The organism is Acinetobacter sp. F-1, assembly GCF_022869025.1.
Lineage (GTDB): Bacteria > Pseudomonadota > Gammaproteobacteria > Pseudomonadales > Moraxellaceae > Acinetobacter > Acinetobacter pseudolwoffii.
In genome coordinates, this window is record NZ_JAJKFX010000010.1 from 50,896 (window position 1) to 63,847 (window position 12,952).

General features: G+C 43.9%; 11 protein-coding genes. 9 read left to right on the forward strand and 2 right to left on the reverse strand.

Translation table 11 applies throughout. The annotated features are described in order from the left end of the window. Positions 1-3: 3 nt before the first annotated feature. Positions 4-1,485: a nitrogen regulation protein NR(I) gene (gene glnG / locus LOZ91_RS10325; protein ID WP_005096701.1), complete on the reverse strand. Its 1,482-nt coding sequence runs from the start codon at positions 1,483-1,485 to the stop codon at positions 4-6. Next, positions 1,472-2,581, reverse strand: coding sequence for a nitrogen regulation protein NR(II) (glnL, locus tag LOZ91_RS10330; protein WP_005096702.1), 1,110 nt, complete (start codon positions 2,579-2,581; stop codon positions 1,472-1,474). Before glnL ends, glnG begins: the two co-directional genes overlap by 14 nt. Before the next feature lie 341 nt (positions 2,582-2,922). Between glnL and rimO the strand changes: the two genes are divergently transcribed. From rimO to LOZ91_RS10375, 9 genes are all read left to right on the forward strand, one after another. Beyond that, a complete protein-coding gene (rimO, locus tag LOZ91_RS10335; protein WP_005096703.1) occupies positions 2,923-4,266 on the forward strand; it encodes a 30S ribosomal protein S12 methylthiotransferase RimO in 1,344 nt (447 codons plus the stop codon). A gap of 46 nt (positions 4,267-4,312) precedes the next feature. Then, a complete protein-coding gene (gene pyrH / locus LOZ91_RS10340; RefSeq protein ID WP_004279886.1) occupies positions 4,313-5,041 on the forward strand; it encodes a UMP kinase in 729 nt (242 codons plus the stop codon). 78 nt (positions 5,042-5,119) lie between these two features. Continuing rightward, the gene (gene frr, locus LOZ91_RS10345; protein WP_004279885.1) at positions 5,120-5,674 is read left to right on the forward strand and encodes a ribosome recycling factor; all 555 of its coding nucleotides are present in this window, start codon (positions 5,120-5,122) and stop codon (positions 5,672-5,674) included. Positions 5,675-5,681: 7 nt separating this feature from the next. After that, positions 5,682-6,434 carry a polyprenyl diphosphate synthase gene (gene uppS / locus LOZ91_RS10350; protein ID WP_244783137.1) on the forward strand — a complete coding sequence of 251 codons (753 nt, stop codon included), beginning with the start codon at positions 5,682-5,684 and terminating at the stop codon, positions 6,432-6,434. A gap of 3 nt (positions 6,435-6,437) precedes the next feature. Further along, positions 6,438-7,262 (forward strand): phosphatidate cytidylyltransferase, encoded by an 825-nt coding sequence (locus LOZ91_RS10355; protein WP_244783138.1) that lies wholly within the window; start codon positions 6,438-6,440, stop codon positions 7,260-7,262. Further along, positions 7,263-8,459: a 1-deoxy-D-xylulose-5-phosphate reductoisomerase gene (gene ispC, locus LOZ91_RS10360; protein WP_159515858.1), complete on the forward strand. Its 1,197-nt coding sequence runs from the start codon at positions 7,263-7,265 to the stop codon at positions 8,457-8,459. A 3-nt stretch (positions 8,460-8,462) separates the two neighbouring features. Then, a complete protein-coding gene (gene rseP / locus LOZ91_RS10365) occupies positions 8,463-9,818 on the forward strand; it encodes an RIP metalloprotease RseP (RefSeq protein ID WP_100328701.1) in 1,356 nt (451 codons plus the stop codon). Between the two features lie 39 nt (positions 9,819-9,857). After that, the gene (bamA, locus tag LOZ91_RS10370; protein WP_005171238.1) at positions 9,858-12,371 is read left to right on the forward strand and encodes an outer membrane protein assembly factor BamA; all 2,514 of its coding nucleotides are present in this window, start codon (positions 9,858-9,860) and stop codon (positions 12,369-12,371) included. Positions 12,372-12,453: 82 nt separating this feature from the next. Beyond that, complete coding sequence (locus LOZ91_RS10375) at positions 12,454-12,951, forward strand: OmpH family outer membrane protein (protein ID WP_005171235.1); 498 nt, start codon at positions 12,454-12,456, stop codon at positions 12,949-12,951. Position 12,952 lies beyond the last annotated feature (1 nt).

A 12,952-nucleotide genomic window follows, 5' to 3' on the forward strand; every position in this document is an offset into this window, starting at 1 on the left:
AGATTAGCTTGGACTTTCGATTTCTTCTTCTACCTCATCATCGGCCGTATCCATACCGAGTTCTTTGAGCTTGCGGGTTAGTGTATTACGGCCCCAGCCCAAAAGTTCAGCTGCATGACGTTTGCGACCACGGGTTTGTTGTAGCGCAGCATTAATCAGGGTGCGTTCAAACATCGGCGTCGCAACATCCAGAAGTTTCATCTCGCCATTTTTGAGTTTTTGCATGGCCCATTGACCCAGCAATTCATCCCAGTGCTGTGGACCCACTTGGTTTAAGTTTGGAATTGGTGAGCCTAAATCTAAATCTTGAATTGGGATTTGTTTCAGCTCAGGTGGTAGGTCTTCTGGATAGACTTCACGACCCGTGATCATCACGGTTAGCCAGCGACAGGTATTTTCAAGCTGGCGTACGTTGCCTTGCCACGGCAGTTTTTGCATATATTCCTGGGTTTCAGGACGCAGAATTTTGGGATTAACGCCGAGTTCTTTACCAGCACGTGCCAGGAAGTGCTGCGCCAGCATCGGAATGTCTTCACTGCGATGTGCCAGTTTTGGAATGTGAATCCGAATCACATTCAGGCGGTGATACAAGTCTTCACGGAAACGGCCGTCATGTACCAGTTTTTCCAGATCCTGATGTGTGGCAGCCACAATCCGCACATCAACCTTGACGGGAATATGACCACCGACACGATAAAACTCGCCATCGGCCAAAACACGCAATAAACGGGTTTGGGTTTCAAAAGGCATGTCGCCAATTTCATCTAGAAACAGCGTGCCGCCGTTGGCCTGTTCAAAACGACCTTGACGCTGGGTATTGGCACCGGTAAATGCACCTTTTTCGTGACCAAAAAGTTCGGTTTCGATCAGGTCTTTGGGAATGGCTGCCATATTCAGGGCAATAAAGGGCTTTGCACTACGCGGTGAATGGCGGTGCAAGGCATGTGCCACCAATTCTTTCCCTGTACCGGACTCACCATTAATGAGTACAGTAATATGCGATTGCGCTAAACGGCCGATGGCGCGAAACACTTCCTGCATGGCGGGAGATTCACCGATAATTTCAGTCGATTGAATCGGCGGGGCAACTTTTGCTGATTCTTGTTGTTGCAGCTTGGTAATATGCAAAATCGCACGATTGACCAGTGCCAGCGCTTCATCAATATCAAAAGGCTTTGGCAGATATTCAAAAGCACCAGTTTGATAACTTGATACAGCAGACTCTAGGTCTGAATGCGCCGTCATAATAATCACAGGCAGGTCAGGATAATTGTGTTTGACCTTACCCAAGAAGGTGAGTCCATCAATCCCCGGCATACGGATATCGGTCAGAATCACATCTGGTGCATCAACACTGAGTTGATCTAGTGCGGATTGTGCTTCTTCAAAGCTGGTCACGTCCAAGCCTTCTTCTTTAAAGGTTTTTTCCAGTACCCAGCGCATGGCACGATCGTCATCAATCACCCATATTTTATTTCGCGACATGATTCGACTCCCAAGGTAAATATAAGCTAAACACGGTTTTTCCAGCCACGGACTGACATTCAATCATGCCGTTATGCTGATGAATAATATTTTGAGCAATACTGAGACCCAGTCCGGTACCTTTGGCGCGACTGGTGACCAGTGGATAAAACACAGATTCGATAATGTCTTCGGGGACCCCAGGGCCATTGTCTTCAATATCAATGCGTACCACAGAGCGATGAATTGCCCCGTTAATGGTAAATAGGCGCTGAATCCGGGTTCTTAAAACCAGTTCAGGCTGGTGATCGACAAAAAACTCTTTGTTCTCGGTCATGGCCTGTACTGCATTGGCGCAAATATTCAAGATCACCTGAATCAGTTGATCACGGTCTGCCAGCACTTCAGGTAAGGACAGGTCATAATCCCGAATAATCTTGATTTTCTTTTTGCTTTGATTGGCGATGAGTGAGCGCACCCGCTCAAGTGGCTCATGTACATTTACCAGCTCATAGCTTGGCAGTTGGCGTGAACCGAGCATGGTGTCGGCCAGATTTCGGAGTCGATCGACTTCACTAATAATAATATCGGTAAATTCTTTGTATTGTGGATCATTCAGACTGCGAGCCAGAAGTTGTGTTGCCCCCCGAATTCCGCCGAGTGGATTCTTGATTTCGTGCGCGACACCACGAATCAGCTGGCGAGCCACTTGATGTTGCTGAATCAGGTTTTCTTCACGCGAAATTTTGAGCATGCGGTCGCGAGGATTGAGCTCGATTAACAACAGTGGGTGATAGGGCTTACCCAGATTTAGCTGAGAAACGGTGTAATCGACATGAATGTCCTTAAAGTTGACAATCAGTGTGGCTTCACGGCGCGTATAAGGTTGGCCTGTAGTTAAAGTGTTGTTCAGCGCTTCTTCAGTATTAAACTCATCGGTCGGATGTTGCAGAAGACCTAGTGCCGGACTTCCACTGGCGCGAAATAAGCTCACATCAAATAAGGCTTCGCAGGCAGAGTTGAGATAATAAATATTAAGATCGCGGTCTACCAATAAGATACACGTGGTCATATTGTCCACTAAAACACGATAGTCGATCGGAATAAGCTGATCCATTCGCGGTTTTTTTCCTGTATTAAAATGGCGCAATGGCATCTTCATAAAGCAATTTAATCAATTTTAAGTTCTGATTTGATGCAAGATGCACGCCAACTTTTATGACTAAAGCTTATTTATTGCGATGAAATGCAGAAATGTGCCACAGCGACACAATTCATCTTAGGTATAGCGGATTAAATTGAGGCTGTAAATCTAAAATGTTCTATTTTGGTGCGCGCGCAAATATGTTGTATATTTTATGGCGTTATTTTAGTGCATGATGCAAAGAGTCAGGTTTTCAACTATTTTTATGATGCGAAAAGACATACAATACGCGCATTCTAGTAGAGCGAAAATTCATGAAGTCCCCCAAAGTCGGTTTTGTATCTTTAGGTTGTCCTAAGGCATTGGTAGATTCTGAACGTATTTTAACCCAGTTAAAGACTGAAGGTTATGACGTCGCTTCGGATTATGACGGTGCTGATTTAGTTGTAGTAAATACCTGTGGTTTCATTGAATCCGCAGTGCAAGAATCGCTAGACGCGATTGGTGAGGCGATGAGCGCGAATGGTCGCGTTATCGTAACAGGCTGTCTAGGTAAAGACGAAGACAAGATTCGCCAGATGCATCCAAATGTCCTGAAAGTGACAGGTGCAGCGGCATATAAAGATGTTATGGATGCGGTTCATCAATACGTGCCTGAACCGCCAAAACACAATCCATTTATTGATTTAGTTCCAGAGCAAGGCATCCGCCTAACGCCTAAACATTATGCCTATTTGAAAATATCGGAAGGCTGCAACCATCGTTGTACTTTCTGTATTATTCCAAGCATGCGTGGTGATTTGGTCTCCCGTCCAGTTGGTTCTGTGCTTGAAGAAGCCGCAGCGCTGAAACGTGCCGGTGTTAAAGAAGTACTCGTTATCTCCCAGGATACTTCTGCTTACGGTCTGGACACCAAATACAAGCTGGATTTCTGGAACGGCCAGCCGGTGAAAACCAAATTCTATGACATGTGTGAAGCACTCGGTCAGTTGGGAATCTGGGTGCGTTTGCACTATGTTTATCCATATCCGCATGTCGATGCCGTGATTGATCTGATGGCTCAAGGCAAAATCCTGCCTTATCTGGATATTCCATTTCAGCATGCGAGTCCAAAAATTCTCAAGCTGATGAAACGTCCTGCGCACAGTGAAAACACACTGGAGCGATTGAATATCTGGCGTGAAAAATGTCCTGATCTGGTTATCCGTTCAACATTTGTGGTGGGCTTCCCGGGTGAAACCGAAGAAGACTTCCAGATGCTGCTCGATTGGCTGAAACAAGCTCAATTGGATCGTGTAGGTTGCTTTACCTATTCACCAGTTGAAGGTGCGACAGCAAACGATTTGCCAGATCACGTTCCTGAAGAAATTAAACAAGAGCGTTATGAGCGTTTCATGCAGGTTCAGCAAGAAATCTCGGCAGCCAAACTCCAAAAACGTATTGGTCAGACCATGACCGTGCTGGTAGATGACCTGGAAGAAGAATTCCCGGTGGCAGTTGCGCGTTCTTATGCAGATGCACCTGAAATTGATGGCAATGTTTTTGTTGAAGATATCGATAAAAGCGTCATTAAGGCAGGGGATTTGCTTGAAGTCGAGATTACCGATGCAGACGAGTACGATCTGTATGCAAAACTCATTTCAGTCAAATCTGCTTAAGATTTTGAATTAAAAAAATTTAAATTGAATACTTTGGAGTTTGATGATGTTGGATTCTAAAAAGCCACGCTTTGGTCGCATCCTGTTAAAGCTTTCTGGTGAAGCACTGGCAGGCAATAAAGACATGGGAATCGATGCACAAGTGCTCGACCAGATGTCGCTTTCTATTGCGCACCTTGTGGGTTTAGGCGTACAAGTAGGTATCGTGGTTGGTGGTGGTAACCTGTACCGCGGTAGCCAGCTGCAAAAAGACGGTCTGGTTGGCCGGGTCACTGGCGACCAGATGGGTATGCTGGCAACCGTGATGAACGGTCTGGCACTACGCGACGCTTTGGTGCGCCGTAATATTAAAACCCGTTTGATGTCTGCACTGCCAATTGGTGCAGTGGTTGAGTCTTACTCGAGCCGTGATGCGATCCGTCACCTGACTCAGGGTGAAGTGTGTGTATTCGTGGCAGGTACAGGTAATCCATTCTTTACCACAGATACCGCAGCATGTTTGCGTGGTATTGAAATCGAATCAGATTTGATTTTGAAAGCCACTAAAGTCGATGGCGTATATAACAAAGATCCAAGCAAATATGACGATGCGGTTAAATATGACACTTTAACCTTTGATCAGGTGCTGGATGAAAAACTGGGTGTCATGGACTTAACTGCGATCTGTTTATGTCGTGACCACAATGTGCCACTACAAGTATTCGATATGAATAAATCTGGCGCATTACTTTCAGTGGTGATGGGCGAAAAAGAAGGGACTCACGTTACCAATTAATGACGTGAGCACCAAAGCACTTTATACTACGCGCTAATTTAGCAATTAACTTTTTTAGAATTAAGTAAGGAAGATCATATGATTAACGATCTTAAAAAAGACAGCGAAGACCGTATGAACAAAACTCTAGAATCTCTAGAGCATGGTTTTGCAAAAGTTCGTACCGGTCGCGCGCATCCATCTATTTTAAATAACGTGATGGTTTCTTACTATGGTTCAGACGTTCCATTGAACCAGGTGGCAAACGTAGGTGTTGAAGATTCACGTACTTTGTTAATCCAGCCTTTCGAACGTTCAATGGTTTCTGCAATTGATAAAGCGATTCGTGAATCTGATTTGGGTCTGAACCCAATTACAGCAGATGCGATTCGTGTACCGATGGCTGCGTTAACTGAAGAAACGCGTCGTGACATGCAAAAAGTTGCGCGTAATGAAGCAGAAAATGCCAAAGTAGCGATCCGTAACATTCGCCGTGATGTATTGGGTGATATCAAAGCTTTGTTGAAAGAAAAAGAAATTTCTGAAGACGAAGAGCGTCGTGCTGCTGACGAAATCCAGAAAATTACGGACAAATTTGTTGCTGAAGTTGATAAGCGCTTGGCTGCGAAAGAAGCTGAATTGATGAAGGTCTAATTCATCGATGACCGTTGCTGAAGAAAATCCCCGTCTTCCGAAACATGTTGCCATCATTATGGATGGCAACAATCGTTTTGCCAAAAAAAATCAGATGCAGAAAGGTGATGGACACCGTGAAGGAAAAACGGTTCTGGATCCGATTGTTGAACACTGTAAAAAAAGAAATATCCAGGCTTTAACTGTATTTGCCTTTTCCAGTGAAAACTGGAATCGTCCACAGTTTGAAGTCGAATTGCTCATGAAGTTGCTGGTTGATACCATTCATGAACAATTACCCCGCATGGAAAAATTCAATATTGCCTTACGCTTTATCGGTGATCGCAGCCGTTTGTCCCCAGAATTACAGGGGCTTATGTTGCATGCCGAACAAAGGACTGCTAATTTCAATAGTATGACACTCACTATTGCAATCAGTTATGGTGGTATGTGGGATATGGCACAAGCTGCACAGCGAATTGCCAGCGATGTTTTAACAAATAAATTAGATCTTGATGCAATTAATACTGATGTATTTGGTCAATATGTCAGCCTTGGTGATTTACCTGCAGTTGATCTGCTGATTCGTACGGGTGGAGATTTCCGTCTGTCGAATTTCCTGTTGTGGCAGGCAGCCTATGCAGAGCTTTATTTCACTGAGACGCTATGGCCAGAATTTACCGTTGAAGAACTTGATGATGCACTTGCCGTATTTGGTGGGCGTGAACGTCGTTTTGGTAAAACATCAGAACAGATTCGTCAGGAAAAACTTGAGAATTAATACATGTTTGAGCGGATTATAACCGCATTGGTGTTGGTAGCAGTTGTACTGAGCTGTATGTTTGCTACCGAATCACATTATCCAATGTTTGTATTGATGGTTCTTGCTGCTGGGGTGGCCGGTTATGAGTGGTTCAAACTCATGCCGCGAAAATTTAAACATGTCATCAAACCCGTTGCATGGGGATATGGGTTGCTGACCGCGGCTCTATCAGCATTGGCATTGTATTTTGCTGAAGTCGCTTTGTTGTTATGGGTGGCTTCTATTATTACCTGGTTACTCAGTATTTACTGGGTCAAGTCTTATCCTGAGTATGACGGCTGGTACAACGCAAGCCTAAATGGCATTGGTGTAGTGCTGATTTCTGCTGCCGTCACTGCAATTTTCTCGGTTTGGCAAAGTTCACCGTGGTGGTTGATGTACCTGTTTTTACTGGTATGGGGCGCAGACAGCGGTGCGTATTTTGTTGGCCGTAAATTCGGTAGGAAAAAACTTGCACCAAATGTCAGCCCAAACAAATCTGTAGAAGGGCTGTATGGTGGTGTGGTCACCTCAATGCTGATTGTGATTGCAGTTGCTTTGCTTTATCTGGAGATGACCTGGCCAGAACTTATTTTATTCCTGATCTTATCGGTGATCACGGTCTTCAGTTCAGTACTGGGAGATCTGTTTGAATCCATGATCAAACGACGTGCCGGTATTAAAGACTCGGGCCGTATTTTACCGGGTCATGGTGGGGTGCTGGATCGTATTGATTCTTTGCTTGCTGCAGCTCCAATCTTTGCGGCAGGTATTGCTGTTCTAAAACTTATTGGTGTAGATTTATAAATGTCACAAGCGGTTTGTATACTGGGTGCTACAGGTTCTATTGGTCAAAGTACTTTAAAAATCTTGCAGCGACATCCTGAAGCGTACTCGGTTTTTGCTGTAACCGCGCAAAGTCGTATTGATGAGCTGGTCAAGATTTGCCAGCAATACCGCCCTAAAGTGGCGGTGGTGCCTGCGGCAAAAGTGAAGGAGTTTTCAAAACTCCTTCAGCAACATGGTCTGGCTGATATTGAAATTCTGCAAGATGAAGCCGGTTTAATTGCTGTGGCTGAACATGCGGATGTCGATATTGTCATGGCTGCCATTGTCGGCGCTGCTGGATTGTTGCCGACACTGGCTGCAGTAAAAGCAGGCAAGCGCGTACTGCTGGCCAATAAAGAAGCTTTGGTGATGTCCGGTGACCTCATGATGCAGGCTGCACGCGATCATGGTGCATTGTTGCTTCCGGTGGATTCCGAACACAATGCGATTTTCCAGTGTTTACCACAGCACTATTTTGAGGCAGAGCGTCATGGCAAGCCCAAGCTGGGTGTCTCGCAAATTTTGTTAACTGCATCTGGTGGGCCGTTTCTCAATCATAGTCTACAACAGCTTGAAGATGTGACGCCTGCACAGGCCTGCAAGCATCCCAACTGGTCAATGGGCCAAAAAATTTCGGTCGATTCAGCGACTTTAATGAATAAAGGTCTGGAATTGATCGAAGCCTGTCATTTGTTTGCAGTTCAAGAACAATTTGTTACAGTCGTGGTGCATCCACAGAGTATTATTCACTCCATGGTTCAATATGTAGATGGTTCAACTTTGGCACAAATGGGTAATCCGGATATGGGCACACCTATTGCACATGCATTGGCATGGCCTGAGCGAATCAGTACGCATGTACCACCCTTAGATCTGTTTATGCACTCGCAGCTTAACTTTCAGGAACCGGATGTGATTCGGTTTCCTGCATTAAAGTTGGCGCGTCAGGCGATGCAGAGCGGCGGGATTGCACCCACGATTTTAAATGCGGCCAATGAAATTGCAGTTGACGCATTTTTACATCAGCAAATTAGGTTTACCCAAATTCCTCAAGTGGTTGAGCATGTCCTGAATCAGATGGATAATCAGCCGGCAAATGATCTGGAGGCTATCTTGCAGGCAGATCAAATGGCACGAGGTTTATCACAGCAGTATGTTGTGAATAAAGGAAGTTAAGACATGAACGCCTTGTTTATTATTGCAGCCGCAATCCTGTTACTCGGCCCCTTAATTGCGATTCATGAGTTTGGTCACTATATTGTGGCGCGTAAACTGGGCGTTAAAGTGTTGGTCTATTCGATTGGTTTTGGACCAACGCTGTTAAAGTGGACCTCAAAAAAATCCGGCATTCAATATCAGCTATCCGCCTTACCTTTAGGCGGTTATGTGAAAATGCTGGATGAACGTGAAGGCAATGTTGCTGAAGAAGACTTGCCCAAAGCATTTAACCGTCAGCATCCCTGGAAACGGATTGCCATTGTGGCAGCGGGACCATTGATCAACCTCATTCTTGCGGTGCTGTTATTCTGGGTGCTGTTTTTACCGGCACAAGAGCAGCTGAATACCCGCGTTGGTAAAGTTTTACCAGATACGCCGGCTGCAACAGTACAAATGCAGCCGGGTGACAAAATTGTTGCTGTGGACGGGACTCCAGTCGAAACCTGGGAAAAACTGAGTTATGCGCTGGTGGATCGTGTGGGTGAAACCGGTGTAGTGTCTATTCAGGCAGAACGTGCCGGGGAAAACAAGCTGTTCCAGTTACCGATTCGGGACTATTTAAAAGACCAGAGTCAATCTCCGTTAGACAGTCTGGGCTTCTTGCCTTATCGACCGGAAATTCCGGCTGTGATTAGCAAGCTGACTGAAGATGGTGCAGCAATTCGCCAAGGCCTGAAGCAAGGTGACAAAATTCTGGCCATTGATGGTGTCCAGATGAAAGACTGGTTTGATGTGGTACAAATTGTACAGGCATCACCAGAAAAGTTATTGAAGATGGATGTATTGCGCGAAAACCAGGTGGTGCAACTTGAAGTGATGCCACAGGGCAAGCGTGACAATATGGGCAATGTCACGGGTATGCTCGGTGTACAAAGTGATCCCGGTAAAATCTCGATTCCTGCAGAATATAAGCAGACCATTCACTACAATCCAGCTGAAGCACTGGTGATGGCATTTGATAAAACTGCGCACTTATCTTCGATGATTCTGAACTCGATTGTCAAAATGGTACGTGGCATGATTGGACTGGATAACTTATCTGGACCGATCACCATTGCCAAAGTCGCAGGACAAAGCGCGGAAATGGGTTGGGAAACTTTTATTTCCTTTATGGCGCTAATGAGTGTAAGTTTAGGAATATTAAATCTACTGCCGATTCCAATGCTTGATGGCGGACATCTGGTTTACTATTTTGTTGAATTAATTCGTGGTAAACCTGTTTCCGAACAAATACAATTGGTTGGACTAAAAATTGGTATGGTACTGCTCGGCAGTATGATGCTTCTGGCATTATTTAATGATTTTATGCGTTTATAACAACGTAGATGGAATAAATTAACAGCGGAAAAGACTGGCATGCAGCACACACATTTATTTATGCCTCTGGCACTCGTTAGTGCAATGGCAGTAGCACAACAAGTATATGCAGCAGATGAATTCATTGTACAAGATATAAAATTTGATGGATTAGTGCGTTTAACTCCTGAGAATGTATATGGCCTCGTGCCAATTAACAGTGGTGATCGGGTCAATGATCCGGTCATTGCCAATGCAATTCGCAGTTTATATGCATCAGGCTTATTTGATGACATCAAAGCTGTTCAGCAAGGCAATACTCTAGTTTTTCAGGTGGTAGAGCGCCCAGTCATTTCGAAAATCGAACTGAAAGGCAATAAGCTGATTCCAAAGGAAGCACTTGAAGATGGCCTGAAAAAAATGGGTCTGGCTGAAGGTGAAGTGCTGAAAAAATCTGCTTTACAGACAGTCGAAACCGAGCTTGAACAGCAATACATGCAGCAAGGTCGCTATGATGCAGATGTTACAGTCACGACGACAGCAAGACCGAATAACCGAGTTGAATTGCTGATTGATTTTATTGAAGGTAAAGCCGCAAAAGTTTTTGATATCAATATCATTGGCAATACTGTTTTCAAAGAATCAGATATTAAACAGGCATTTGCTGTTAAAGAAAGTAGCTGGAACTCGGTGATTTCACGTAATGACCGTTATGCACGTGAAAAAATGGCTGCAAGCCTTGAAGCATTGCGTGCTATGTATCTGAACCAGGGTTATATTAACTTTAATATTACCAATTCCAGTTTGAACTTGAGTGAAGATAAAAAGAATGTCTTTATTGAAGTGTCTGTAGATGAAGGCGAGCAATTTAAATTTGGTCAAACCAAATATTTAGGTGATGCACTTTATCAAACTGAAGAATTGCAAGCCTTACAGCTGTTTAAAGAAGGTGAAACTTATTCGCAAGAAAAAGTAAATGTGGTTAAGCAGCTATTACAGCGTAAATATGGTAATGCTGGTTATTATTATGCAGAAGTGAATATTGTTCCTCAAATTAATAATGAAACCAAACAGGTTGATTTAAATTACTACATTAACCCAGGTCAGCAAGTTACAGTACGACGTATTAATTTTACCGGTAATACCAAAACTGCAGATGAAGTGTTGCGTCGTGAAATGCGCCAGATGGAAGGTGCTTTAGCCAGTAATGAAAAAATTGACTTGTCTAAAGTCCGTCTGGAACGTACCGGTTTCTTTAAAACAGTTGATATTAAGCCTGCACGTATTCCGGGTTCACCGGATCAGGTCGATCTAAATGTCGCAGTAGAAGAACAGCATTCAGGTACCAGTACCTTGGCGGTGGGTTTCTCGCAAAGTGGCGGTGTGACCTTCCAGGCAGGTTTAAGTCAAACCAACTTCCTGGGCACTGGTAATAGTGTATCGATCGACTTGTCGCGTTCTGAAACCCAAGATTATTATAACCTGAGTGTGATGGACCCGTACTTTACCATTGATGGTGTACGTCGCGGTTATAACATGTACTACCGCAAGACCAAGCTAGACGATGACTATAACGTCAACAACTATGTGACGGACAGTTTTGGTGGTGGAATTAACTTTGGTTATCCAATTGATGAAAACCAGAGTGTTAGTGCTGGTTTAAATATCGATCAAACTAAAGTGACAACAGGTCAGTTTGTATCTACGTATGTTCGTGATTATCTAGAAGCGAATGGAGGGAAGAGTATTGATACCAATACATTCCAAACATGTTCAATTGCTAATCCGGGTAATGACCCTGCATGGACATGTCCAGAGGGTAGTGTAGTCACCAATAGTTATGAAAGTGAATTTGAAGGTAAATTCTTAACATATAACTTAAATTTAGGCTGGTCGTATAATACCTTAAACCGTCCGATGTTCCCGACTAATGGTATGTCACATCGTATTAATGCAGAAGTTGCATTACCGGGTAGTGAAGTGGAATATCAAAAAGTGACTTATGATGCTCAGGCCTTCTTCCCGTTAGGTAAAGACTTTGTGCTGCGCGGTTATGGTAAGTTGGGCTATGGTAATGACCTGCCATTCTATAAGAATTTTTATGCCGGTGGTTTTGGTTCGGTGCGTGGCTATGAAAATAGTACCTTAGGTCCAAAATATGATGGTGTATATTTTAGTGAAAGAGGTGAGCCGGATCCTTCACCTGAAGAAGTAGGTGGTAATGCATTGGTTCAGTTTGGTACTGAGCTAGTACTGCCAGTGCCATTTAAAGGCGATTGGGCGCGTCAGGTTCGTCCGGTTATCTTTGCAGAAGGTGCGCAGGTTTTTGATACCAACTGTGATGTGCCTGCTCCAGACAGTAATCTTATTGTAGGTGGTACTACTTATAATGCTCGCCAATACTGTAAAGATAACTTCGGTTTCGATGCAGGCAATATGCGTTATAGCGTTGGTGCCGGTTTCACCTGGATTACCATGATTGGCCCATTGTCACTGAGCTATGCTTATCCGTTGAATAAGAAAGACGGTGATGAAACTAAAAATATCCAGTTCGAAATCGGCCGTACTTTCTAAGATTATTAGCTAATCCTGAATATAGATTTTGCTCATGAAGTTGCGAGGCTTTATGAGCAAATTTTTTTGAATGAGTAAGAATATGAAAAAAATGATCATGGCGATGAGCCTGGCTTTGGCAAGTGTTGCACCGTTAACTCAAGCAGCTGGTATTGGTGTGATTGACTTGGAGCGTGTTGTTGAAGGCAGTACTTATCTGAAACAGCAAAACACGGCATTTCAGCAAAAAATTCAGCCACAAACCAGCAAGATTGAACAACTCAGTAAAGAACTGGAAGCTTTGCAGCAGCGTGCTCAGTCTAATACCAAACTGAGCGATGCTGAAAAGCAGAAGATGTCTACGCAATATCAGGCTAAATTTCAGGAATTGAATCAGTTGCAACAATCTGTGCAGAGTAATGTTCAAAGTTCGATTCAGCAGATTCGGACGGTATTTGATGCACGTGTAAAGCAAATTGCTGAACAATTGCGTAAAGAAAATAACCTGGATGTGGTTTTAAATAAAAATTCAGCACTTGCTTATGACGCTAAATATGATTTAACTGATAAAATGATTCAAAAGGTTAATGCAATTAAGTAAT